This is a genomic window from Geomonas propionica, assembly GCF_016458235.1.
Classification (GTDB): domain Bacteria; phylum Desulfobacterota; class Desulfuromonadia; order Geobacterales; family Geobacteraceae; genus Geomonas; species Geomonas propionica.
In genome coordinates this window covers 18,363-42,878 of sequence record NZ_JAEMHK010000017.1, presented here as the reverse complement: position 1 = coordinate 42,878, position 24,516 = coordinate 18,363, and the positions used below count along the sequence as shown (strand labels likewise).

At 63.7% G+C, this 24,516-nt stretch carries 17 protein-coding genes; all 17 read left to right on the top strand.

The window, feature by feature from the left end:
• Window positions 1-15 precede the first annotated feature (15 nt).
• The 17 genes from JFN90_RS18975 to JFN90_RS18895 all read left to right on the top strand — a co-directional run bounded on the left by JFN90_RS18975 (window position 16) and on the right by JFN90_RS18895 (window position 24,508).
• The gene (locus JFN90_RS18975; RefSeq protein WP_199396692.1) at window positions 16-1,167 is read left to right on the top strand and encodes a (Fe-S)-binding protein; all 1,152 of its coding nucleotides are present in this window, start codon (window positions 16-18) and stop codon (window positions 1,165-1,167) included.
• A gap of 32 nt (window positions 1,168-1,199) precedes the next feature.
• Window positions 1,200-4,250 carry a CoB--CoM heterodisulfide reductase iron-sulfur subunit A family protein gene (locus tag JFN90_RS18970; RefSeq protein ID WP_199396691.1) on the top strand — a complete coding sequence of 1,017 codons (3,051 nt, stop codon included), beginning with the start codon at window positions 1,200-1,202 and terminating at the stop codon, window positions 4,248-4,250.
• 43 nt (window positions 4,251-4,293) lie between these two features.
• Window positions 4,294-5,067: a hydrogenase iron-sulfur subunit gene (locus JFN90_RS18965; protein ID WP_199396690.1), complete on the top strand. Its 774-nt coding sequence runs from the start codon at window positions 4,294-4,296 to the stop codon at window positions 5,065-5,067.
• A 36-nt stretch (window positions 5,068-5,103) separates the two neighbouring features.
• Window positions 5,104-5,556 carry a complex I 24 kDa subunit family protein gene (locus JFN90_RS18960; protein ID WP_236019073.1) on the top strand — a complete coding sequence of 151 codons (453 nt, stop codon included), beginning with the start codon at window positions 5,104-5,106 and terminating at the stop codon, window positions 5,554-5,556.
• A gap of 9 nt (window positions 5,557-5,565) precedes the next feature.
• Window positions 5,566-7,476 carry an NADH-quinone oxidoreductase subunit NuoF gene (gene nuoF, locus JFN90_RS18955; protein WP_199396688.1) on the top strand — a complete coding sequence of 637 codons (1,911 nt, stop codon included), beginning with the start codon at window positions 5,566-5,568 and terminating at the stop codon, window positions 7,474-7,476.
• A 218-nt stretch (window positions 7,477-7,694) separates the two neighbouring features.
• Window positions 7,695-8,342: a 2Fe-2S iron-sulfur cluster-binding protein gene (locus tag JFN90_RS18950; protein ID WP_199396687.1), complete on the top strand. Its 648-nt coding sequence runs from the start codon at window positions 7,695-7,697 to the stop codon at window positions 8,340-8,342.
• A gap of 174 nt (window positions 8,343-8,516) precedes the next feature.
• Window positions 8,517-9,674 (top strand): acyl-CoA dehydrogenase family protein, encoded by a 1,158-nt coding sequence (locus JFN90_RS18945; RefSeq protein ID WP_199396686.1) that lies wholly within the window; start codon window positions 8,517-8,519, stop codon window positions 9,672-9,674.
• A 213-nt stretch (window positions 9,675-9,887) separates the two neighbouring features.
• Entirely contained in the window at window positions 9,888-11,645 is a 1,758-nt protein-coding gene (locus JFN90_RS18940; protein WP_199396685.1) for a carboxyl transferase domain-containing protein, read from the top strand.
• A 215-nt stretch (window positions 11,646-11,860) separates the two neighbouring features.
• The gene (gene oadA, locus JFN90_RS18935) at window positions 11,861-13,933 is read left to right on the top strand and encodes a sodium-extruding oxaloacetate decarboxylase subunit alpha (RefSeq protein WP_199396684.1); all 2,073 of its coding nucleotides are present in this window, start codon (window positions 11,861-11,863) and stop codon (window positions 13,931-13,933) included.
• 238 nt (window positions 13,934-14,171) lie between these two features.
• A complete protein-coding gene (locus JFN90_RS18930; protein ID WP_236019072.1) occupies window positions 14,172-16,514 on the top strand; it encodes an NADP-dependent malic enzyme in 2,343 nt (780 codons plus the stop codon).
• Window positions 16,515-16,524: 10 nt separating this feature from the next.
• Window positions 16,525-17,424, top strand: a complete 900-nt coding sequence (locus JFN90_RS18925) for a methyltransferase domain-containing protein (protein ID WP_199396683.1) — start codon at window positions 16,525-16,527, stop codon at window positions 17,422-17,424.
• On the top strand, window positions 17,421-18,284 hold the full coding sequence (locus JFN90_RS18920; RefSeq protein ID WP_199396682.1) for an enoyl-CoA hydratase-related protein: 864 nt from the start codon (window positions 17,421-17,423) through the stop codon (window positions 18,282-18,284). Before JFN90_RS18925 ends, JFN90_RS18920 begins: the two co-directional genes overlap by 4 nt.
• A gap of 1 nt (window position 18,285) precedes the next feature.
• Entirely contained in the window at window positions 18,286-19,260 is a 975-nt protein-coding gene (locus tag JFN90_RS18915) for an amidohydrolase family protein (RefSeq protein ID WP_199396681.1), read from the top strand.
• A 242-nt stretch (window positions 19,261-19,502) separates the two neighbouring features.
• Window positions 19,503-20,678, top strand: a complete 1,176-nt coding sequence (locus JFN90_RS18910) for a thiolase family protein (protein ID WP_199396680.1) — start codon at window positions 19,503-19,505, stop codon at window positions 20,676-20,678.
• Between the two features lie 8 nt (window positions 20,679-20,686).
• A complete protein-coding gene (locus tag JFN90_RS18905; protein WP_199396679.1) occupies window positions 20,687-21,535 on the top strand; it encodes a 3-hydroxybutyryl-CoA dehydrogenase in 849 nt (282 codons plus the stop codon).
• A gap of 10 nt (window positions 21,536-21,545) precedes the next feature.
• Window positions 21,546-22,328: an enoyl-CoA hydratase/isomerase family protein gene (locus tag JFN90_RS18900; RefSeq protein ID WP_199396678.1), complete on the top strand. Its 783-nt coding sequence runs from the start codon at window positions 21,546-21,548 to the stop codon at window positions 22,326-22,328.
• Between the two features lie 182 nt (window positions 22,329-22,510).
• Window positions 22,511-24,508 (top strand): heterodisulfide reductase-related iron-sulfur binding cluster, encoded by a 1,998-nt coding sequence (locus JFN90_RS18895; RefSeq protein WP_199396677.1) that lies wholly within the window; start codon window positions 22,511-22,513, stop codon window positions 24,506-24,508.
• Window positions 24,509-24,516 lie beyond the last annotated feature (8 nt).

Sequence of the window (24,516 nt, the reverse complement as noted above, 5' to 3'; positions counted from 1 at the left end):
AAAGGACGGTGCATCGTGGAAACCGTGACTCCATTCAAAGAGATCATAGATGTCATCAAGGAGAAGGGTGGGGACTCGCTCAAGTACTGCTACCAGTGCGGCCTGTGCGACTCGGTCTGCCCCTGGAACCGGGTGCGGCAGTTCAGCATGCGCAAGGTGGTGCGGCAGGGGGTCTTCGGCCTCACCGAGATCGAGCAGGAAGAGATCTGGCGCTGCAGCACCTGCGGGACCTGTCCCTCCCGCTGCCCCAGGGGGGTGAACCAGATCGAGGCCGGCGTTGCGCTTCGGACCATGGGGGCGGAGTACGACGTCTACCCCGGTCACGCGGCCACGATCAGGAACGTGGTGGCGAGCCTGACCAGCGAGGGTAACTCCATCGGTGGTGAGCGCGCCAAGAGGGGAGAATGGGCCAAGGACCTCCCGGTGAAGCCGTACGAGGAGGGGATGGAAGCCCTCTACTTCACCGGCTGCTACTTAAGCTACGACCCCCGGATGAGGAGGGTCGCCCAGGCCACCGCCACGATACTGAACAAGGCGGGGGTGAAGTTCGGCATCCTCGGCGACAAGGAGAGCTGCTGCGGCGAGAGCATCAGGAAGACCGGCAACGAGGAGCTCTTTAAGAAGCTCGCCAAGGAGAACATCAGGAACTTCATCGACCGCGGCGTCAAGAAGGTGATCGTCTCCTCGCCGCACTGCTACCACACCTTCAAGAACGAGTACCCGGAGTTCATGGTGAACTTCGAGGTGGTCTTCATCTCCCAGTTCATTCAGGAGCTGATCGAGACGGGAAGGCTCACCATCAAGGGTGAGTTTGCCAAAAAGGTCACCTACCACGACCCCTGCTACCTCGGGCGCCACAACGGCGTCTACGACGAGCCGAGGAACGTGCTGAAAATGGTCCCGGGACTTCAGTTCACCGAGATGGCCGACAACCGCGAGTTCGCCCTTTGCTGCGGCGGTGGCGGCGGCAGGATCTGGATGGAGACCCCCAAGGAGGAACGCTTCGCCGACTTGAGGCTCAGGCAGGCGGTTGACGCCGGAGCCGAGGTGCTGGCCACCTCCTGTCCCTACTGCATCACCAACTTCACCGACTCGAGCCTCGACCTGGCCGACCACGAGAAGGTGGAGATAAAGGACCTGACGGAGATCATCGCCGAGGTGATCTGAGGCAAGAAACCCTGAGGGGAAGGATAACTTCTATGAATAGCGCAGAGAGAAATATAGGTGACGTACTCATCGTGGGCGGGGGGATCAGCGGCATTCAGGCCGCCCTCGATCTCGCCAACTCAGGATTCAGGGTCTTCCTCGTGGACAAGTCCCCGGCGCTCGGCGGCAAGATGTCCCAGCTGGACAAGACCTTCCCTACCAACGACTGTTCCATGTGCATCGAGTCCCCCAAGTTCATCGAGTGCTCGAGGAACCCGAACATCGAGATCATCACCTACACCGAGGTCGACCGGGTCGAAGGGGAGGCCGGCGACTTCAAGGTGACCCTCACCACGAAGCCCAGGTACATCTCGGAGGAGAAGTGCACCGGGTGCAACATCTGCGTGGACTACTGCCCGGTCAAGATCCCGGACCCGTTCAACCAGAACCTCTCCGAGAACAAGGCGGTGCACATCTACTTCTCCCAGGCGGTGCCGCTGGTCACCTACGTCGACCCGGAGACCTGCCTCTACCTGAAGGAAGGGAAGTGCCAGATCTGTGTCGGCGCCTGCAAGACCAACGCGATCGACCTGCACCAGAAGCCCAAGACCTTCGAGATCGAGGTGGGTGCCATCCTGCTTTCCCCCGGCTACTCGACCTTCGACCCGAAACTGCGCGGCGATTTCGGCTACGGCCGCATGCAGAACGTGGTGACGAGCCTCGACTTCGAGAGGATCCTCTGCGCCACCGGCCCCTACGAAGGGGAGGTGCTGCGTCCCTCGGACAAGAAGCACCCGCACAAGATCGCCTGGATCCAGTGCGTCGGTTCGCGCCAGGTCACCCCGGGCGGCAACAACTACTGCTCGGCCGTCTGCTGCGCCTACTCGCAAAAGCAGGTGATCCTCGCCAAGGACCACAGCCCGAGCCTCGAGGCCACCATCTTCCATAACGACGTCCGCGCCTACGGCAAGGATTTCGAGCGCTTCCACCAGCGGGCCGAGAAGCTCTCCGACGTGCGCTTCATCCGGAGCTACGTCACCGTGGGGAGGGAGATCGAGAGCAGCAAGAACGTCACCATCAGGTACTCCACCGTCGACCAGGGGGTCAAGGAGGAGGAGTTCGACATGGTGGTCCTCTCGGTGGGCCTGAACCCGCCCAAGGACGTGGAGGCGCTGGCCGCCAAGTTCGGCATCGAGCTCACCGACCAGAAGTTCTGCAAGAACAACCCGTACAACCCCATCGAGACCTCCAAAAAGGGGATCTTCGTCTCCGGCGCCTTCCAGGGCCCCCTGGACATCCCCGAGTCGGTCGTGACCGCCAGCGGCGCCGACGCCCTGGTCGGCCAGCTCCTCTCCGCCCGGCGCCACAAGCTGGAGCGCGAGAGGGTCTACCCGGTCGAGAAGGACGTCTCGCAGGAGGAGCTGAAGATCGGGGTCGTCGTCTGCTACTGCGGCGCCAACATCGGCCGCGTGGTCAACATCCCCGAGGTGATCGAGTACGCGGCGACGCTCCCCAACGTCTCCTGGGCCGGTGAGAACCTCTTCGCCTGCTCCACGGAAAACGCCAAGCAGATCTCCGACGCCATCGTCGCCAAGGGCCTGAACCGCGTGGTGCTCGCCGCCTGCACGCCGAGGACGCACGAGCCGCTCTTCAGGGACACCTGCCGCGAGGCGGGCCTTAACCAGTACTTCTTCGAGTTCGCCAACATCCGCGAGCACTGCTCCTGGGTCCACTCCCGCGAGAAGGAGAACGCGACCGAGAAGGCGAAGGAAATCATCCGCATGTCGGTGGCCCGCGCCGCCCACCTGGAGCCCTTGCAGGAATTCCAGCTCCCGGTTGACCACACCGCGCTTGTCGTCGGCGGCGGGGTCGCGGGGATGACCGCCTCGCTCAACATGGCCGAGCAGGGCTTCGAGGTCTACCTGGTCGAGAAGGACGACGACCTGGGCGGCATGGCGAGACGCCTGCACTACACCCTCGAGGGAACCGAGGTGCAGCCCTTCCTCACCGAGCTGGTGAAGAAGGTGTACCGGCACCCGTCCATCCACGTCTGGACCGACGCCACCATCGAGGACGTCACCGGCTACGTCGGCAACTTCACCACCCGTGTCACCTCCCAGGGGAGGGCGCGCGAGGTGAAGCACGGGGTCTCGGTGCTCGCCACCGGCGCCGCCGAGCTCAAGCCGACCGAGTACCTCTACGGCGAAAACGAGAACGTCGTGACCCAGCTCGAGCTGGAAGAGCGGATCGCGGCCGGGGATGAGAAGGTGAAAGCGGCCCAGAGCGTGGTCATGATCCAGTGCGTCGGCTGCCGCCAGGCCGACCGCAACTACTGCAGCCGGGTCTGCTGCAGCCAGGCGATCAAGAACGCCTTGAAGCTCAAGCAGATCAACCCGGAGGTGGAGGTCCAGATCATCTTCCGCGACATGCGCACCTACGGCCTCAAAGAGGTGTACTACCGCGAGGCCGCCAACCAGAACGTGAAGTTCATCCGCTACGAGGCGGATGGAAAACCGGTGGTGGAGGCGACAGGCGCCGGCTTCACGGTCACCGTCCCCGATCCGGTCCTGGGCCAGAAGATGGAGCTGGAAGCGGACCTCGTGGTGCTCGCGGCGGCGGTGATCCCGTCCGAGGCGAGCCAGGAGGCGGGGAAACTCTTCAAGGTCTCCAACAACCCGGACGGCTTCTTCCAGGAAGCCCACGTGAAGCTGAGGCCGGTCGATTTCAGTGCCGACGGCGTCTTCCTCTGCGGCACCGCCCACTATCCCAAGCACCTGACCGAGACCATCAGCCAGGCCCTGGGGGCGGCGGGACGCGCGGTGGGGATCCTCTCCAAAGAGACGGTGACCGCCTCCGGATCGGTCTGCGACGTCGACGAATCGAGCTGCGTCTCCTGCGGCGCCTGCATCACCGCCTGCAAGTACGGGGCGATCAGCTTCGCCGACACCCCCAAGGGGAAGAAGGCCCGCGTGGAACCGATCCTTTGCAAGGGGGACGGCCTGTGCAACGCCAAGTGCCCGACCCGCGCCATTTACCTGAAGCACTACACCGACGACGCGATCTTCGCCCAGATCGATGCGGCGCTGCCGCCGGCCCGGGGCTAGATCACACGAACAACTCCAGGGCAAACCTGGGAAGGAGGTAACAATGACAACCGGAATCGAGCAAAAGCCCAGGGTCGTCGGGTTCCTGTGCACGTGGTGAGCGTACGGCGCTGCCGACCTGGCTGGAGTTTCCAGACTGCAATATACGACAGAGACCAAGATTATCAGGGTGATGTGTACCGGCCGCGTGGACATAGGGTTCGTGCTGCGGGCCTTCCAGAAGGGGGCGGACGGGGTGTTCATCGGCGGCTGCTGGCCGGGCGAGTGCCACTACGTCACCGAGGGGAACTACGATGTGCTGAAGAACGTGCACATCGCCAAGAAGATCCTCGAGAAGATCGGGGTGAACCCGAACCGCCTGAGGCTCGAGTGGATTTCGGCCTCGGAGGGGATGCGCTACGCCGAGGTGATGAACGACTTCGGGCGGGTGCTGAAGGAACTGGGCCCGTTGGGCAAGGGTGAGGGGATCGACCCCAGCGCCCTGACCATCAGGATGGAGGCCGCCAACCGGCTGGTCCCCTACGTGAAACTGGTGGAGCGCGAGCGGCTCAGGCAGCGCTTCAAGACCGAGGAAGAGTACACCCGGTACTTCGCAAGCGACGAGCTGAACCGGATCTTCGAGGACCTGGTGGTGGACAAGCTGGCGGTGAGCCAGATGACCCTGCTGTTAAGGGACAACCCGCTCACCAGCGCCGAGATCGCCCACGCCCTGGGCCTTAATCCGGCGGACGTCTCCCGGCACCTGAAGGATTCGTCGCGAAAGGGATTGGTGAGGTACGACGAGGGGGAGAAGCGCTACGCGCTGGCCCTGCCTTAGTCACAACGAAGGAAAATGAGGACCGCTGCCATGTGCATGGATATTACGAGAATCGACCAGATCATTGACGACCACAACGCCGAGCAGAGCTCGCTGATCCAGATCCTTTTGGACATCCAGGCCGAGCACCACTGGCTTCCCAAGCAGGCGCTGGACCGGGTGGCCGAGAAGCTGGATGTCCCGATGAACCGGATCCAGCACATCACCACCTTCTACAAGGCGTTCAGCCAGGTTCCCAAGGGGCGCCACCAGATCCATGTCTGCATGGGGACGGCCTGCCACGTGCGCGGCGCGCAAAGGGTGCTCGACACCATCTCCGATGCGACCAGGATCAAGGCGGGAGAGACCGACGCCGAGCTCAAGTTCAGCCTCGAGACGGTCAACTGTCTCGGGTGCTGCGCCCTCGGGCCGGTCATGGTGGTCGACGGTGAATATCACGGCAACGTGGCGCCTGCACAGGCGGCAGACGTGCTGAAAAACTACGAGTAAGGGGCGCTTATGCCAAGGATAAATTCGCCAGCGGAATTGGAAGAGTTCAGGAGGAGCATCCTGTCGAAGCGCAGCGACGACAGGCCCTGCATCACGCTCTGCTCCGGCAGCGCCTGCCACGCCACGGGAAGCGAGAAGGTTGCCGCAGCCGTCGTCGCGGAACTGGAGAACCACGGGCTCACCGGCCAGGTCGATTTCAGGAGGACCGGCTGCCACGGCTTCTGCGAGCAGGGGCCCATCGTGGTCATTTACCCGGAGGGGATCTGCTACCTGAAAGTGAAGCCCGAGGACATCTGCGAGATCATCTCCCACACCTTCAAGGAAAAGAAGCTCGTCGAGCGACTCCTCTACGTCGACCCGACCAACGGGGAGAAGTCGAGCTACGAGCACGACATTCCCTTCTACAAGAACCAGCAGCGGCTCATCCTGGGGCTTAACCGCAAGATCGACCCCAAGAGCCTCGAGGACTACCTCGCCGTCGGCGGCTACAAGGCGCTCACCAAGGCGCTCTTCGAGATGAGCCCGGACGAGGTGATCGGCGAGGTCAAGGCCGCGAAACTCAGGGGGCGTGGCGGCGCGGGCTTCCCCTCCGGCCTGAAGTGGGAGTTCGCCAGGAAGGCGCAGGCAGACCAGAAGTACGTGGTGGTGAACTGCGACGAGGGTGACCCCGGCGCGTACATGGACCGCTCCCTCATGGAGGGGAACCCCTTCACCGTCCTCGAAGGACTCATGATCGGGGCCTACGCCATCGGCGCCACCGAGGGATACATCTACGTGCGCCAGGAATACCCGCTTGCCGTCGACAACCTGTCGGTGGCGATGAAAGAGGCGGAGCGGCGCGGGCTTTTGGGTAAAAACATCATGGGCTCGGGCTTCGACTTCACCGTCAAGGTGCACCGCGGCGCCGGCGCCTTCATCTGCGGCGAGGAGACTTCGCTGCTCGCCTCGCTGGAAGGAAGGCCGGGTGAGCCCAAGTCCAGGCCGCCGTTCCCCGCCAACAAGGGCCTTTGGGGCAAGCCGACCAACATCAACAACGTGGAGACCTGGGCCAACATCCCGGTGATCATCAACCAGGGGGCGGAGTACTTCTCCTCGGTCGGTACCGAGAGCAGCAAGGGGACCAAGATCTTCTCGCTGGTCGGCAAGGTGAACAATACCGGCCTCGTCGAGGTGCCGATGGGGATACCGCTGCGCGACATCATCTACAAGATCGGCGGCGGCGTTCCCAAGGGGAAAAAATTCAAAGCGGTGCAGACCGGCGGACCGTCGGGTGGCTGCATCCCCGAGGCGTACCTCGACGTCAAGGTGGACTTCGACGAGCTGATGAAGATGGGCGCCATGATGGGCTCGGGCGGCATGATCGTCATGGACGAGGACACCTGTCTCGTCGACATCGCCCGCTACTTCCTCGAGTTCCTGAGCGACGAGTCGTGCGGCAAGTGCGTTCCCTGCCGCGAGGGGATCAGGCAGATGCTCAAGGTGATGACCGACATCACCCAGGGGAGAGGGAAGGAAGGTGACATCGAGCTCCTCGAGAACATGGCGATGGCGACGCAGGGTGCTGCCCTCTGTGCGCTGGGCAAGACCGCGCCGAACCCGGTTCTCTCGACGCTGAAGTACTTCCGCGAGGAGTACGAGGCCCACATCAAGGAGAAACGCTGCCCGGCCCTGTCCTGCAAGGAGCTGATCGCCTTCCACATCGCCCCGGACAAGTGCAAAGGGTGCGGCAGCTGCTTGAGGAAGTGCCCCGCCAACGCCATCGAGGGGGGCAAGAAGACCATCCACGTCATCGACCAGGAGAAGTGCACCAAGTGCGGCACCTGCATCGAGGCCTGTCCGGCGGCCTTCCAGGCCATCGACAAGCTCTCCGGCGTGCCGGTCCCGGCTCCGATCCCGCAGGAAAAGCGGGCCTTGGCGTAAGCGTCGACAACATTACTCCGACACTCCCTCTCCCCCCGGGGGATGGCCGGGGTGAGGGAGTCTCTACCAGGCACCATCACACACTCCCTCTCCCACTGGGAGAGGGTCGGGGTGAGGGAGTCCGTACCAGGCACAATCAAGCATCGTGGCAGCGCCCTCACCCCCAGCCCCTCTCCCGAAGGGCGAGGGGGGAAAAGGCCTCTTGAAAGGAATACAACATGAGCGAATTCGTCCTGCAGATAGATGGGAAAGAGGTCACCGCCCGGGAAGGGATGACCATCGTAGAGGCCGCGAAAACGGCGGGGATCAGGATCCCGACCCTTTGCCACCACGACCAGTTGGAGCCGTACGGCGCCTGCCGGATCTGCACGGTGGAGGCGGAGGCCAACGGAAGGAACCAGCTGGTCGCCGCCTGCGTCTACCCGGCGGAAAAGGGGATGGTGGTACAGACCAAGACCGAGAAGCTGGCCAAGATCCGCAAGGTGCTGGTGGAGCAGATGATGGCCCACGCCCCGGACGCGCCACAGCTTCTGGAGCTGGCCGAGGAGTACGGCGCCGACCGCGACCGCTTCGACAAGGACCCCTCCTTCTGCATCCTCTGCGGCCTGTGCGTCAGGTACTGCAACGAGGTCAAGAAGAAGAACGCCATCGGCTACATCGACCGTGGTCCGCGGCGCGAGATCAGTTTCATCCCCGACGTCGCCGGCAAGGAATGCTGGGACTGCAAGGAGTGCTTTCCCCTTTGTCCGACCTCCGCGCTACAGGCGGCCTACGTGTTGACCGAGGCGCTGGCCACACCCCCCGAAGAGGCGGCGCAGGAGGCCGGTTGCGCCGGCTCCTGCTCCTGCTCGGGAAGCTGCGGCTAGCGGAGTCGGGTCACGGGAGAGCGTGAATCTCTTGCCCCCGGGGGCCGCGGTGGGTGTTTATCGTTGGGGTGCGAGTTCCCCATCCGGTCCTCGGGCCACCCCCGGGGGCGAGGGAAATCTTAGATGCAAGGGGCGGTGCGCCCCTCACCAAATAAAAAAAACCAGGAGGTCGTCATGCGGTTCGGATTAACGGATGAACAGAAAATGATGCAAGAGATGGCGAGGGACTTCGCCCAGAAGGAGATCCTTCCCACCCTGAAGGAGGACGAGGCCAACCACACCTTCCGTCCCGAACTTGTGAAAAAGATGGCCTCCCTGGGGTTCTTCGGCTGCGGCCTGCCCGAGGAGTACGGCGGCAACGGCTGCGGCTTCCTCGAGTCGGTGATCCTGGCCGAACAGCTCGCCACGGTGAGCGGCTCGTCGCGGCTCCCCCTCAACATGCAGAACATCGGCCCCTCCCTCACCGTCAACAGGTTCGGCAGCAAGGAGCAGAAGGAACGCTTCATCCCGGACTGGGTGAGCGCTGAGTCCTTCGGCTTTTTTGCCATTACCGAGCCCAACTCCGGCTCGGACGTCGTGAGCATGGGGACCACCGCCACCGACCGCGGCGACCACTGGGAGATCAACGGCCAGAAAATGTGGATCTCCAACGCCCACGTGGGTGACTGGGGCCTGCTCTACGCCGTCACCGACCGGGCCGCCAAGCACAAGGGACTCACCTGTTTCATCATCAACCTGAAAGGGAATGAGGGGATCATCACCGCCGCCATCGAGAGCAAGGTCGGTCTCCACTGCGCCCCGACCGGCGAGATCTCCTTCAACCAGGCCAAGATTCCCAAGGACTCGGTGCTGGGTGAAGTGGGGCAGGGTTTCCAGATCTGCATGTGGCAGCTGAACAACACCCGCATCAGCTGTGCGGCCGGGGCCCTGGGCATCGGCGCCGGCGCCATCGAGGCGGCCATCGGCTACGCCAATGAGAGGACCCAGTTTGGCAAGAAGATCGGCTCCTATCAGATGGTCCAGGCCTCCATCGCCGAGATGGTTGCCGAGCACGAGGCGGCACGCCTTCTCGTCTACCAGGCCGCTTGGCTCAAGGACCAGGGGCTCCCGAACCAGTACCAGACCTCGATGGCCAAGCTGTTCGCCTCCGAGGCGGCGGTCCACGCCGCCACCGAGACCATGAAGATCTTCGGCAGCTACGGCTTCTCCACCGAATACCCGGCCGAGCGCTGGCTGCGCGACTCCATGTCCCTCAGGACCGTGGAAGGTACCAGCAACATCCAAAAGACCATCATCGCCGGCTTCGCCCTAGGCGACGTCGTCAACCGCTAGAGAAGTCGTGGCGCGAACCCCTTCCTGGCCGTTTCCAACTCCCCCCCTCCCTTGACGGGAGGGGGCAGGGGGGTGGGTGAACTTGCCACCAGCGCACATGTGGCACCTACCCCCACCCCCTAACCCCCTCCCGCGAGGGGAGGGGGGGATACGGACAACCCTGGTAGGGGGGATTTGCCTTGCTCATCCAAATTCAACGAAAAGGAACCCACCATGGCACGAAAGCAGACACCGCTGCGCCCCTACTTCGAGAAGATGGCCGACATCGGCAAGGCGCTGAGCGATGCGGAAGTGAAACGCTCGCAGGAAAACGTGGCGCTGGTCGACGAGCAGGTACAGCTCCTCGCCCAGGAGACGGAACGGGTGAAAAACGCAGGCATTCCGGCCAAGAAGATCCATGAGCGCGGCGGGATGACCATATACGACCGCCTCGATTACCTGGTCGATGCCGGGACCTGGGCGCCCCTGCACACGCTCTACAACCCCAAGAACAACGAGGAAGGGTGCACCGGGGTCGTCAACGGCATCGGGCGCATCGAAGAGCGGTGGGCGGTCATCATCGGCTTTGACAACAAGGTGATGGCGGGGGCCTGGATCGCCGGGCAGTCCGAGAACATCCTCATGGTCACCGACATGGCCAAGCGCCTCAACGTCCCGCTGGTCTGGCTCACCAACTGTTCCGGGGTGAAGCTCATGGAGCAGGAGACGGTGTACGCCGGTCGCCGCTCCAGCGGTGCTCCCTTCTACCGCCATGCCGACCTGAACCACCTCGGTATCCCGATCCTCAACGGCATCTACGGCACCAACCCCGCCGGGGGCGGCTACCAGGGGATCAGCCCGACCATCCTGCTCGCCCATGACGGCGCCAACATCGCGGTAGGCGGAGCGGGCATCGTCGGCGGCATGAACCCCAAGGGGCACATCGACGCCGAGGCCGCGCAGGCGCTCATCGACGCCACCCGCAACTTCAAGGCGAAGGACCCGGGGCGCGTCGAGACCCATTTCGACCAGACCGCCTACTTCCGCGAAGTGCATGACACCGAAACCGGGGTCCTGGACGGCATCAAGGACTACATGCGCATGATGCCCGCCTACGACCCTGCCATGTTCCGCGTTGCCGCCCCCGCGCCCCCCCGCTTCCCGGAGCAGGATCTCAACATGATCCTGCCGGCGAACCAGAAACGTCCCTACGATGCTATCCAGATTCTGGCGCGCCTGACCGACAACAGCGAGTTCATGGAATACCGCCCGGACTACGGCCGCGAGGTCTACACCGGCATCGCCAAAGTGGACGGCTTCCCCGTCGCCTTCATCGGCAACCGCCAGGGCGTCTTCCCCGGGTACCCCGAGTACGCCAAGGGCGCCTATCCGGCCGTGGGGGGCAAGCATTACCGCGAGGGGCTCATCAAGCAGGCCGAGTTCGTGACGCTGTGCGGTCGTGACAACCTTCCCATCGTCTGGCTCCAGGACACCACCGGCATCGACGTTGGCGACCTCGCCGAGGAAGCGGAGCTCCTGGCCCTGGGGCAGTCGCTGGTCTACTCCATCGAGCAGACCGAGCTCTCCATGATGTGCGTCGTGCTCAGGAAGGGGACTGCGGCGGCCCACTACATCATGTGCGGCCCGCAGGCGAACAACAACAATGCCTTCACCCTGGGCACCCCGCTTACCGAGATCTACGTGATGCACGGTGAGACCGCGGCCGCCGCCTCCTATGCGCGCCGCCTGGTGAAGGAGCAGGATGCCGGCGGCGATCTTGCACCGGTCATCGGCAAGATGAACCAGATGATCCAGGACTACCAGGAGAAGTCGCGCCCGGCGTACTGCGCCATCAGCGGGTTCGTGGACGAGATCGTCCAGCTCCCCGATCTGCGCAGGTACATCCAGGCCTTCACCGGCGCCAACTACCAGAACCCGAAGTCGATCACCCCGGTGCACCAGCTGCTCCTGCCGAGGATCATCAGGGGATAGGTGCGGAATGCATTCCTAAGAGGGAGGGGTAGCAGAAGGGACTGGCTCCGTTAGGTGCCTGTCCCTCTAGCGGAACGCTCCATTCCGCGATAGCCGCCTTACCCACCCCAAAAGGGGGGTTAGGGGGATTTGCCTTTCGCCCCCAGCAGCTTAACAGGCATCTTTTAAACAAACACTTCAGCAGCTTAACTTCACAGATATTTACGGAGACGAAGATGGCCAAGACAACGAAACCGTTAGGGATCACCGAAGTCGTCCTCAGGGACGCCCACCAGTCCTTGTTCGCGACCCGCCTGCGCCTGGACGACATGCTTCCCATCGCCGCGAAGCTGGACCAGGTTGGCTACTGGTCGATCGAGATGTGGGGAGGGGCGACCTTCGACTCCTGCATCCGCTTCCTCGGCGAGGACCCCTGGGAGCGCCTGCGCGAACTGAAGAAGGCGATGCCCAACACGCCGCAGCAGATGCTGTTCCGCGGGCAGAACATCCTGGGCTACCGCCACTACGCCGACGACGTGGTGGAGAAGTTCGTGGAGCGCTCCGCGGTGAACGGCATCGACGTCTTCCGCGTCTTCGACGCCATGAACGACCCGCGCAACCTGGACACCGCCATCAAGGCGGTCATCAAGCAGGGCAAGCACGCCCAGGGGACGCTTTCCTACACGGTGAGCCCGGTGGACACCATCCCGAAGTGGGTCGACCTCGCCAGGAAGATCGAGGACATGGGGGCGCACTCCTTGTGCATCAAGGACATGGCCGGTCTCATGGCCCCCTACGCCGCCTACGATCTCGTGAAGGCGCTCAAGAAGGCGATCAAGATCCCCATCCACATGCAGTGCCACGCCACCACCGGCATGTCCACGGCGGCCTACGTCAAGGCGATCGAGGCGGGGGTGGAAAACGTCGACACCTCCATCTCCTCGATGAGCATGACCTACGGCCATTCCCCCACCGAGACCCTGGCAGCCATCTTTGCCGATACCGACCAAGCCACCGGCCTCGACACGGTGCTTTTGCAGGAGATCGCCGACTACTTCACCGTGGTGCGCAAGAAGTACGCGAAGTTCGAGGGCTCCCTGAAGGGGGTCGACGCCCGCATCATCACCGCCCAGGTCCCCGGCGGCATGCTCACCAACATGGAGAGCCAGCTGAAGGAGCAGAACGCCGGGCACAAGATGGATCTGGTGCTGGCCGAGATCCCGAAGGTCCGCCAGGATCTCGGCATGATCCCGCTGGTCACCCCGACCTCGCAGATCGTCGGCACCCAGGCCGTCATCAACGTCCTGACCGGCGAGCGCTACAAGTCGATGACCAAGGAGACCGCGGCGGTACTCAAAGGGGAGTACGGTGCGACTTCCGCCCCGGTGAACAAGGAGCTGCAGCAGAAAGTTCTGGCGGGCGCCGATCCGATCACCTGCCGCCCGGCCGATCTCCTCAACGCCGAGATGGACAAACTCACCGCCGAGCTGCGCGAGATCTCAAAAGAGAAGCACCTGAAGTTTGGCGATCACGAGGTGGAGGACGTGCTCACCTACGCGCTGTTCCAGCAGGTTGGACTCAAATTCCTCGAGCATCGCGATAACCCTGGCATGTTTGAGCCGGTACCGACCGCCGAGGACGCGGCCCCCAAAAAAGCGGCGGCAGCCGAGATCTCCGGCGGCGATACCTATACCGTTACCGGTGGCGGTCAGACCTTTGTGGTGCAGGTTGCCAAGGCGACTGGCGCGGCAGCGGCCGCAGCCGCGGCGGCCTCCGCCGTCGGCGGCACGGCACCGGCAGCGGCCCCAACCGCTGTCGCCGGCAAGACCATCGTGTCGCCCTTGGCCGGCAACGTCTGGAAGATCGAATGCGAGCCGGGCCAACAGGTGCAGGAAGGAGATCTGCTCCTGATCCTCGAAGCGATGAAGATGGAGAACGAGATCTTCGCTGACCGCGACGGGGTCGTGGGCGCCATCCACATCGAAGAGGGTACCGCCGTCGACATCGGCGCTCCCCTGGTGACCATCGTGGGCGCCGATGACGCACAGGCCGCCGCTACGGCCCCGGCCGCAACCGCAGCTGCCGCCGTTCCCGCCGAGGGTGGCGTCGTGGCGCCGCTGGCCGGCAACGTCTGGAAGATCGAGGTCGAACAGGGGCAGGCGGTCCAGGCGGGCGATCTGCTCCTGATCCTCGAAGCGATGAAGATGGAGAACGAGATCTTCGCCGAAAAGGACGGTGTCGTCGGCCAGATCATGATCCAGGAAGGAAACGCCGTCGACATCGGCCAACTCCTGCTGGTCGTTCAGTAGTGCGGAACCGCCGGTTCCCATTTTCTGAATGGGGAGAATGGCTCCCTCTCCCTCTGGGAGAGGGTTGGGGTGAGGGAGGTGCCATGGGATACTGTCTGCTTGGTATCGGCGCCCTCACCCGGCCTCCGGCCACCCTCTCCCAAAGGGAGAGGGGATCGACTTCCCCCTTCGCAAAGGGGGGAATTGATTCGTCACCGATCCTGTTGTCAATGCCACTTGCCTTGGAGGGGATGCTGCTATGAAGAAGATGTCTGATGCACTGGAATACCACGCCACCGGTCGCAAGGGGAAGATTGAGGTAATCGCCACCAAGCCCTGCCAGACCGCCCAGGACCTGTCATTGGCCTATTCGCCCGGCGTCGCCGAGCCCTGCCTCGCCATCGAGAAAAACCCGGAGGATGCCTACCAGTACACCGCCAAGGGAAACCTGGTTGCGGTGGTCTCCAACGGCACCGCGGTCCTTGGCCTGGGCAACATCGGTGCGCTCGCGGGCAAGCCGGTCATGGAAGGGAAGGGGGTCCTCTTCAAACGCTTCGCCGACGTCGACGTCTTCGATATTGAGCTGGGGACCGAGAACCCGGACGAGATCATCAAGGCGTGCCAGCTGCTCGAGCCGACCTTCGGCGGCATCAACCTGGAGGACATCAAGGCCCCGGAGTGCTTCTACATCGAGGAAGAACTCAAGAAGACCATGAACATCCCGGTCTTCCACGACGACCAGCACGGCACGGCCATCATCTCGGCGGCGGGCCTCATCAACGCGCTGGAACTGGTCGGGAAGAAGATCGATGAAATAAAGATGGTCGTCAACGGCGCCGGCGCATCGGCAAACGCCTGCGCCAACCTCGCCATCTCCCTGGGGCTCCGGACGGAAAACCTCATCATGTGCGACACCAAGGGGGTCATCTACAAGGGCAGAACCGAGGGGATGAACAAGTACAAGGAGCGCTTCGCCGTCGACACTCCGCTGCGCACGCTGGAAGAGGCCGCCGTCGGGTGCGACGTCATGTACGGCCTCTCCGCCAAGGGGGCGATCACGCCGCAAATGGTGCGCTCCATGGCGCCCAACCCGATCATCTTCGCCATGGCGAACCCGGACCCGGAGATCACCCCGGAAGAGGCGCACGCGGTCCGCGGCGACGTGCTGATCGCCACCGGGCGCTCGGACTACCCCAACCAGGTCAACAACGTCCTCGGCTTCCCGTTCATCTTCCGCGGTGCCCTGGACGTGCGGGCCACCACCATCAACGAGGAGATGAAAAAGGCCGCGGTCTTCGCGCTCGCCGAACTGGCCCGCGAGGAATGCCCGGACTCGGTCTGCCGCGCCTACGGTAACGTCAAGTTCAGCTTCGGGCGTGACTACATCATCCCTAAGCCGTTCGACCCGAGGGCCCTGTTGAGGGTCGCCCCGGCGATCGCCAAGGCGGCCATGGATTCGGGTGTCGCGCGGCAGCCCATCGCCGACATGGACAAGTACGTGGAGCAGCTCGAGTCGCTGCAGGGAAAATCCAAGGAAACGCTGCGCCAGATCATCAACAAGGCCAAGTGTGATCCTAAAACGGTGGTCTTCCCGGAAGGGGAGAACGAGAAGGTCCTGCGCGCGGCCCAGATGCTGGTCGAGCAGGGGATCGCTAAGCCCATCCTCCTTGGGAACGAGGACAAGATCCGCTGCACGCTCAAGTCGCTGGAGATCGACCTGAACGGCGGCGTCACCATCATCGATCCGGCCAACCACGAGCACCTCGAGTCCTACGCCAACGAGTTCTTCCTGCTGAGGCAGCGAAAAGGGGTCACCCTCTCGGAGAGCCGCAGGCTCATGGCCCGCAAGTCGCGTACCCACTTCGGCTGCATGATGGTCCGTCGCGGCGACGCCGACGCGCTCCTTGCCGGGGTCGATGCCAATTACGCGGACACCATTCGCCCCGCCTTGCAGGTGATCGGCAAGCAGGAAGGGCTCTCCAGCGTGCACGGCCTCTACATGATGGTCTTCAAGCAGGAGATCTATTTCCTTGCCGACACGACCGTCTGCATCGATCCCGATGCGGCGGAACTGGCGGAGACGGCGATCCTGGCCGCGGAGAAGGCGCGCATGCTCGAGATCGAGCCGAGCGTCGCCATGCTCTCCATGTCCAACTTCGGTTCCGTGCGACATCCGCAGGCCGACCGGGTGAGAAGCGCCGTCGAGATGGTGAAAAAGAGGGCGCCCGGGCTCGATATCGACGGGGAGATGCAGGCGGACACCGCGGTGGTCTCCGAGCTGCTGCAGGCGAATTTCCCCTTCACCACGCTCAAAAAAGCTGCTAATGTTCTGGTCTTCCCCGACCTCACCTCGGGGAACATCTGCTACAAGCTCCTGCGGCAACTGGGCGGGGCGGACGCCATCGGCCCCATCCTCATGGGGATGAACAAGCCGGTGCACATCCTGCAACAGGGCGACGACGTGATGGACATCGTCAATATGGCGGCCATCGCCGTCGTCGATGCCCAGAACTGCGGCAAGTCGGCCACCGCGGCCGGCATGCCGGCTACCGGGAAAGCGCATCCCGCCCCTATGTCCGAGGGGGTCTACGCAGGAGCCTGAGGAGGCGTCCATGATGCCAGCGCGCGAACCAGCGGGAGCAGCCGCAGCTGTTGCCGGCCACTACCGCTCCCCCGATCTTGAAAGCAGGGTTCTGGCGGCGCTGGTTGCGGCGGGAATGGACCCGGACCGGCTGCGGCCGGAAGAGTTGGCCGCGATCGATGAATTCCACGTGCGCGGGGCCGCCGCGACCAGGGAACTCGCGGCGGTGCTCGAACCCCGGCCCGGGCTGCGGGTGCTCGATGTGGGGTGCGGGGTGGGAGGCGCGTCCCGGTACCTCGTCCGTCATTTCGACTGCCGCGTCACCGGTATCGACCAAAGTCCCGACTACTGCGCGGTGGCGACCATGCTCGCGGCAAGGCTCGGCATGGGCGACAGGGTCAGCTACCTCCAGGCCGACGCGCTGGCGCTCCCTTTCGAGGACGGTGCCTTCGATCTGGTCTGGACCCAGCACGTCTCGATGAACATCGAGGACAAGCGCCGCTTCTACCACGAGATCCGTCGCGTGCTGGCGCCGGGCGGCAGGCTTGCCTGCTACGAGGTGTTATCGGGACCGGGAGGGGATGTCCATTTCCCGGTGCCGTGGGCGCGGTACCCGTCGGCCAGTTTCCTCGTGAGTCGGCAGGAGTTCAGCCAACTTATCTCGCAGGCGGGATTCGAGACCGTGGTGAGCCAGGACGTGACAGAGGAGGGGCTGGCCTGGTTTCGCGGCAGGCAGCGAAAGAGCAGCGGCGCGCCGCCAAACCCGTTCGGGCTGCAACTGCTCCTTGGCGAAGATTTTCCCCGGATGGCCGGGAACCAACTGCGCAACCTGGAGGAACAGCGGATCTCCCTGGTGCAGGGAGTTTTCCAGGCGGCGGGAGGGGTGATGGTTTTTTCACAGCAGGGCAGCAGGACAGGAGGTTCACCATGAAAAACACCGCCAGGAGGTTTTCGCTCTTAACCAATCCGAAGGAGGGTCCGGTCATGCCGCAGCTCAAGGATTGCACCCTGACCTTGGAGGACAGAGTCGCCGTTCTGACCTTCCAGCGCGACGATGTCCGCAACGCCCTCACCGGAACCGCCCTCACCGAAGACATCATCACCACCGTCAACTGGGTAAACGCGGAGGACCGCGTCTCCGTGCTGGTAATGACCGGCGCCGGATCGGCGTTTTCCTCCGGCGGAAACGTGAAGGAAATGCAGTCCAAAGGCGGCATTTTCGGCGGGTCGCCGGTGGAGGTCCAGGACAAGTACCGCCGCGGCATCCAGCAGATCCCGCTACTTCTGCACAAGGCCGAGATCCCGGTCATCGCCGCGGTCAACGGCCCGGCCATCGGGGCCGGTTTCGATCTTGCCAACATGTGCGACATCCGCATCGCCTCCACCCGCGCCAAGGTCGGTGAGACCTTCATCAACCTCGGCATCACCCCCGGCGACGGCGGCGCCTGGTTCATGCAGCGGCTGTTGGGATACCAGCGGGCCGCGGAACTCATCTTCACCGGGCGGGTCATCGACGCTGTCGAGGCGCTCAAACTCGGCATTTTCCTCGACGTTGTCGAACCGGAAGAACTGCTGCCGCGCACCATGGAGCTGGCGCGGGAAATGGCGTCCAAGCCCCCGGTGACGCTCCGACTCACCAAGCGGATGATGAAGCTTGCCCAGCGTAGCGACCTCCCCGACTTCCTCGACCTCTGCGCCTGCTTCCAGTCCTTCGCGCATCACACCGAGGACCACCTGGAAGCGGTTGACGCCTTTTTGGAGAAGCGGAAGCCCACCTACAAGGGGCGCTGACATGAGCACATCGGAGACCACGATGGGGGAGGGGGGAGGCGGCGCCGGCATCATCGACGTCCATGCCCACTGCTTCACCTCCAAGTCCCTGGCCGGAGACGTTTTGCGGCAGTTGGCGATGCTTCGCGAGCGGGGGATCACGCGGATCGCCGTGGCGGGCATGGTCAACGACCGCTTCGATGCCGAGCAGATCTGGGGCCTTGTCCCTGACTGGGTGGAGAACCGCGGTGACGGTCTCTTCGATGAGGCCAGCGATCTCCTGGAGCACGCGCGGCTCTCCAAAGGTGCCATCGTCCCGCTGCTCGACACCCGCTACCTCTGGGGAGACGTGCCGGGCACCCTGGGTCGATACCTGCGGCAGGGGTTTCGCGGCATCAAGGGGATCTACCTCCCCGATTCCGAAAACGACCTCGGCGTAAAGGGGGTCCCCGACACCTTCGGCATCACCGTGGCCGAGTACCGCAAGAGGGAATGGGAGATCTTCGCCTTCGCCGAGGCCAACGACCTCCCGGTCCTGTACCACATCGATGCCAGGCGCTACGGCGACACCATGGCGGCGCTACTGGCCGATTTCCCGCGGGTGCGTGTGAACTTCCCCCATTTCGGCATCGGCAGGAAGGCGTTCAGTCCCTTCCTCGACCGGTATCCCAACCTTTTTACCGACTTCTCCGGGCTCCTTGCCCACATGAGGGAGAACCGGGAGAGCTACCGCGACTTCATTGAGCAGTACCAGGACCGGGTCTGCTTCGGGAGCGACGCCATCCTCTACAAGGTCGAGGGCGCGGCCCACTACCTGGACGCGCTGCACGACCTGGGGCTCTCCGAAGAGGTCCTGCACAAAGTCTGTGTCGGCAATCCGCACCGGCTGATGGGTAGCGCCCTTGGCGCAAATCCCTCCCAGCCCCCCTTCGCAAAGGGGGAGCCTGCCCCCCGTAGCCTTGGCGAAGGGGGGAGCTTAAAGGCCTCCCTTTTCTGAAATGGACGCCGTGAAATTACCTGAATCACCTTGTTCACAAGAATTCCCAGATGAATCTCCGAGTTAGGAAAGGGCGCTTCGTGTCCACACCTACTTGTTCCCCGGCATTCCCAGCATCAACTTCAAAATTCGTGTAACACCGTTCTCTTTTTTTGTTGACAGTAAATTGGTATTGTAGTACCTATTTACCAACTAGCGCCGGCGTAGCCCACCGGAGACGCCGTACCCAGAGGAGAAACACCATGTCCGAGGTCTACCTTGTCGAATCGTTGAGAACACCGCTTGGATCGTTCGGAGGAGCTCTCTCCGATGTCGAGGCCCCACGCCTTGCCGCTGCCGTGATCAAGGCAATCCTTGAGCGCACCGGGCTCCCCGCGGAGGCCGTCGACGAGGTCATCGTCGGCCAGGTCCTCTCCGGCGGGAGCGGGCAGGCGCCGGCCCGTCAGGCGCTGCGTTACGCGGGACTGCCTGACAACGTTCCGGCCCTCACCATCAACAAGGTCTGCGGCTCCGGCCTGAAGGCCATCATGCTGGGCGCGGGTTCCATCCGGTTGGGTGACGCGGACCTGGTGCTGGCGGGCGGCATGGAAAACATGTCCCTCGCCCCCTACGCCCTCAGCAAGGGACGCTACGGCTACCGGATGGGCAACGCGGAGATGCTCGACCTCCTGGTCCACGACGGCCTCATCGACCCCTACAGCGGCAGCCATATGGGCGTCATCGCCGAGGCGAGCGCGGAAAAGAACGACCTCAGCCGCTCCACCCAGGACACCTACGCGCTGGCCTCCTACATGAAGGCGCAGGCGGCGCTGACGGACGGGGTGTTCGCGGACGAGATCGTGCCGGTCACCAAGAAAACCCGCGGTGGCGAGGTGGTGGTCAAGGACGACGAGGAGCCGTTCAAGGTCGATTTCAAGAAGCTCCCCGAGCTCCGCGCGGCCTTCAAGAAGGACGGGACCATCACGGCGGGGAACGCCTCGACCATCAACGACGGCGCCGGCATGACCCTTCTGGCCAGCGCAGCCGCGGTCAAAAAACATGGGCTGAAGCCCAAGGCCCGCCTGGTGGCCTACGCGACCAACAGCGTCCACCCCGACGACTTCACCGAGGCGCCGGTCGGGGCGATCGAGAAGGCCTGCGCCAAGGCGGGGCTTTCCGTTGCCGACATCGACCTCTTCGAGATCAACGAGGCCTTTGCGGCGGTGCCGCTCATCGCCTTCAAAAAGCTCGGCCTCGACCCGGACAAGGTGAACGTCAACGGCGGCGCTTGCGCCATCGGCCACCCCCTGGGCGCCAGCGGCGCGCGTATCACCGCGACCCTGGTCCGGGAGCTCAACAAAAGAAAAGCTCGCTACGGTCTCGCCACCCTCTGCATCGGCGGCGGCGAGGCGGTCGCGGTAATCCTGGAACGGGTTTAGGAGGGGATATGATCAAGAAGGTCGGAGTACTCGGCGCGGGGCAGATGGGCAGCGGGATCGCACAGGTGCTGGCTCAGCGCGAAACTGAGGTTTATCTCTACGACATAGCAGAGGCCCAGCTTTCCAAGGCTCGGGCGGGCATCGCCAAGAACCTGGAGCGCCAGGTGCAGAAGGGGCAACTCGACGCCGCCGCGGTGGACCAGGTGCTGGGGCTTATCCGCACTACCCGTTCGCTGAGCGACCTGGCCGGCTGCGACCTTGCCATCGAGGCGGTCACCGAGAAGGAGTCGCTCAAGCTGGAGATTTTCAGGCAGTTGGACGAGACGCTGAAAAAAGAAGCGATCCTCGCCTCCAACACCTCCTCCATCCCCATCACCCGCATCGCCGCCGTGACCCGCAGGCCGGACCGGGTGATCGGCATGCATTTCATGAACCCGGTGCCGGTCATGAAGCTCGTCGAGGTGATCCGTGGGCTGGCCACCAGCGAGGAGACCTTCCAGGCCATCTCGCATCTGGTGACCCGGCTCGACAAGGAGATGGCGGTTTCGGCCGACTACCCCGGTTTCATCGTGAACCGCATCCTCATCCCGATGATCAACGAGGCCGCCTTCGCCCTGTTCGAGGGGATTGCCACGGTGGAGGACATCGACAAGGCGATGAAACTGGGCACCAACCAGCCCATGGGACCGCTCACGCTGGCCGACTTCATTGGGCTCGACACCTGCCTGGCCATCATGGAGGTCCTGTACCAGGGCTTCAAGGATCCCAAGTACCGTCCCTGTCCGCTGCTGGTCAAGATGGTCGAGGCCGGCTATCTCGGCAAGAAGTCCGGCAGGGGCTTCTACAACTACGCTTAGGGGGCACGCCATGCCATACCAGAATCTGCTCTTGGAGAAAAAGGACGGGGTCGCGCTGCTCACGGTGAACCGCCCGAAGGTGCTGAACAGTCTCAACGAGGAAGTACTGGACGAACTGCTGCACGCCTTCGAGGTACTCGACCTGGACCGGTCGGTGCGCGCCGTGGTACTGACCGGCGCCGGTGAGAAGGCCTTCGTGGCCGGCGCCGACATCGCCGCCATGGCCGACTACAACGTCGAGCAGGCGCTTGCCTTCGCCAGGAAGGGACAACAGCTGATGGCGCTGATCGGCAGGGTGAGAAAGCCGGTCATCGCGGCCGTCAACGGTTTCGCCCTGGGAGGCGGGCTGGAACTGGCGCTCGCCTGCGACTTCGCCTACGCCTCCGATACCGCGAAGCTCGGCCTTCCCGAGGTCACCCTCGGCATCATGCCCGGTTTTGGCGGCACCCAGAACCTGCCGCGGCTGGTGGGAAGGAGCCGTGCCAACGAACTGATCTTCCTGGGCAAGGTCGTCAACGCCGTCGACGCCAAGAGTTGGGGGCTGGTCGCGGCCGTATTTTCGCCCGACCGACTGCTGGACGAGGCGCTGGAGACCGCGGCGAAGATCGCCGGCAACGGGGTACTCGGCGTTGCCCGCGCCAAGGACGTGGTGAAGAGTGGCCTGGACATGTCGCTGTCGGACGGGATGAACCACGAGGCGATCAGTTTCGCCTCCCTCTTCGCGAGCCAGGACCAGAAAGAGGGGATGACGGCATTCGTGCAAAAGAGGAAACCCACCTTCACCGGAGTTTAAGCAGCAAGAAACGTACGTCCACATCCCCTCTCCCCCTGGGAGAGGGCCAGGGTGAGGGCGTTGCAATCGGCAAAATTACGGTAGCCTGCAAGCCCCTCACCCGCCCTTCGGGCACCCTCTCCCGGAAGGAGAGGGAACAGGCGAAAGTATCGGCAATCAGGAACGGCAAAACGAGGTGAGTCATGGAAGCGACGCGCGAACTTTATTGGAACATAGGCCACGGGGCTGCGGTACTGGTCCCGATGTACCTGGTCACAGCGGCCGCCTTGGCCCTACTCGGCTACTACGGCTACCAGCGGCTGCGGATCTACGCCAAGGGGAAGCCCCTGGACAGGACCGACAACCGCTCGGAACGGATCTCGATGCTGGTGAAGAACGTCCTTTTGCAAAGTCGCGTGGTCAAGGTCAAGGGGCCCGGCTTCGCCCACGGCTTCTTCTTCTGGTCTTTCGCCACGCTCTTCGTCGGCACCATCCTCGTGGCGCTGCAGGCCGACGGCACCGACCTGCTCCTTGGCGTGCGCTTCCTGACCGGGAGCTTCTACAAAATCTTCTCCCTGGTGCTCGACGTAGCCGGCCTCGCCGCCTTCATCACGCTGGTCGGGCTCTTCGTGCGACGTTACCTGGTGCGCCCAGCCGGACTGGAAACGACCCGCGATGACGCGGTGATGCACGGCCTTCTCTTCGCCATCATCGTGACCGGTTTCCTCATCGAGGGAGCCAGGATGGCCGTGACGGAAGTGGTGCAGCAGCCCGATCTGGCGCTCTGGTCGCCGGTGGGCCTCATGGTCGCCAAGATCCTCGCGGGCTCGCAGCCTGAGGACCTGGCCCAGGTGCACCGCGGCCTGTGGTGGTTCCATTTCGTGCTGGTCGCCGCCTTCATCTGTGCCATCCCCTTCACCAAGTTCCGCCACATCTTCACCACCTCCGCGAACTACTTCTTCGCGCCGCTCGGCCCCAAGGGGGCGCTGGTGACGGTGGACATGGAGGGTGACGCAGAGAGCTTCGGGACGGCGAAGATCGGCGATATGACCTGGAAGGACATCTTCGACACCGACGCCTGCACCAAGTGCAAGCGCTGCCAGGACCGCTGCCCCGCGCACGCCACCGACAAACCACTCTCCCCCATGAAGGTCATCTCCCAACTGGGCGAGGTTGCCCGCGAGACCGTCGAGGACAACCTGGTCGAAGCGGTCGGCAAGGACGCCCTCTGGTCCTGCACCACCTGCCGCGCCTGCCAGGAGATCTGCCCGGCCGCCATCGAGCACGTCAACAAGGTGGTCGACATCCGCCGCAACCTGGTCCTCATGGAAGGGGAGTTCCCGGGCGACGAAGTGGTCACCGCGATGGGGAACGTGGAGGTGAACGGAAACCCGCTGGGCATGTCCTTCGCCTCCCGCGGCGACTGGGCCGAAGGGCTGCCGGTCACCCAACTCTCCGAAGGGGCCGAAGTCGACATCCTGTACTTCGTCGGCTGCTATGCCTCCTTCGACAAGCGCAACATCAAGATCGCCACCAGCTTCGTTAAGCTCTGCGCGGCGGCCGGCATCAAGGTCGGCATCCTCGGCAAGGAGGAGAAGTGCTGCGGCGAGCCGATGCGCAAGCTGGGCAACGAGTACCTGTACCAGACCCTCGCGACCGAGAACATCGAGACCATCAAGGGGTACGGGGTAAAGAAGGTGGTCACCGCCTGTCCGCACTGCTTCAACACCCTGGCCAAGGACTATCGCGATCTCGGCTTCGACATCGAGACCGAGCACTACACCACCTACCTGGAACGGCTCATCGCGGAAGGGAAGCTGAAGGTCGAGCAGGGCGCCTTCGAGTGCACCTACCACGACTCCTGCTATCTCGGGCGCTACAACGAGACCTACCAGGCGCCGCGTGCCCTGGTGCAGGCGGCCGGGGGCACCATCAGGGAGATGGAGCGCAAGGAAGCGGAAAGCTTCTGCTGCGGCGCCGGCGGGGGACGGATCATGGCCGAGGAGAAGCTGGGGAGCCGCATCAGCGTGAAGCGCGTGCAGATGGCCGCCGCCACCGGTGCCGGGGTCCTGGTCTCCAACTGTCCGTTCTGTCTCACCATGTTCGAGGACGGCGTCAAAGGGGCCGAGTTGGAAGGGCTCCTGGTGGCACGGGACGTTTCCGAGATCCTGCTGGAAAGGCTTTCCCCGCAGGCCGGGTAACGCAAATC

Excerpts from the sequence above, each read along its gene's own strand:
- JFN90_RS18930 (WP_236019072.1), top strand. The coding sequence starts at position 14,172 with ATGAAGAAGATGTCTGATGCACTGGAATACCACGCCACCGGTCGCAAG.
- JFN90_RS18895 (WP_199396677.1), top strand. The coding sequence starts at position 22,511 with ATGGAAGCGACGCGCGAACTTTATTGGAACATAGGCCACGGGGCTGCG.
- JFN90_RS18960 (WP_236019073.1), top strand. The coding sequence starts at position 5,104 with ATGGATATTACGAGAATCGACCAGATCATTGACGACCACAACGCCGAG.
- JFN90_RS18915 (WP_199396681.1), top strand. The coding sequence starts at position 18,286 with ATGAGCACATCGGAGACCACGATGGGGGAGGGGGGAGGCGGCGCCGGC.
- JFN90_RS18940 (WP_199396685.1), top strand. The coding sequence starts at position 9,888 with ATGGCACGAAAGCAGACACCGCTGCGCCCCTACTTCGAGAAGATGGCC.
- JFN90_RS18925 (WP_199396683.1), top strand. The coding sequence starts at position 16,525 with ATGATGCCAGCGCGCGAACCAGCGGGAGCAGCCGCAGCTGTTGCCGGC.
- JFN90_RS18905 (WP_199396679.1), top strand. The coding sequence starts at position 20,687 with ATGATCAAGAAGGTCGGAGTACTCGGCGCGGGGCAGATGGGCAGCGGG.
- JFN90_RS18945 (WP_199396686.1), top strand. The coding sequence starts at position 8,517 with ATGCGGTTCGGATTAACGGATGAACAGAAAATGATGCAAGAGATGGCG.
- JFN90_RS18970 (WP_199396691.1), top strand. The coding sequence starts at position 1,200 with ATGAATAGCGCAGAGAGAAATATAGGTGACGTACTCATCGTGGGCGGG.
- JFN90_RS18900 (WP_199396678.1), top strand. The coding sequence starts at position 21,546 with ATGCCATACCAGAATCTGCTCTTGGAGAAAAAGGACGGGGTCGCGCTG.
- nuoF (WP_199396688.1), top strand. The coding sequence starts at position 5,566 with ATGCCAAGGATAAATTCGCCAGCGGAATTGGAAGAGTTCAGGAGGAGC.
- JFN90_RS18910 (WP_199396680.1), top strand. The coding sequence starts at position 19,503 with ATGTCCGAGGTCTACCTTGTCGAATCGTTGAGAACACCGCTTGGATCG.
- JFN90_RS18950 (WP_199396687.1), top strand. The coding sequence starts at position 7,695 with ATGAGCGAATTCGTCCTGCAGATAGATGGGAAAGAGGTCACCGCCCGG.
- JFN90_RS18920 (WP_199396682.1), top strand. The coding sequence starts at position 17,421 with ATGAAAAACACCGCCAGGAGGTTTTCGCTCTTAACCAATCCGAAGGAG.
- oadA (WP_199396684.1), top strand. The coding sequence starts at position 11,861 with ATGGCCAAGACAACGAAACCGTTAGGGATCACCGAAGTCGTCCTCAGG.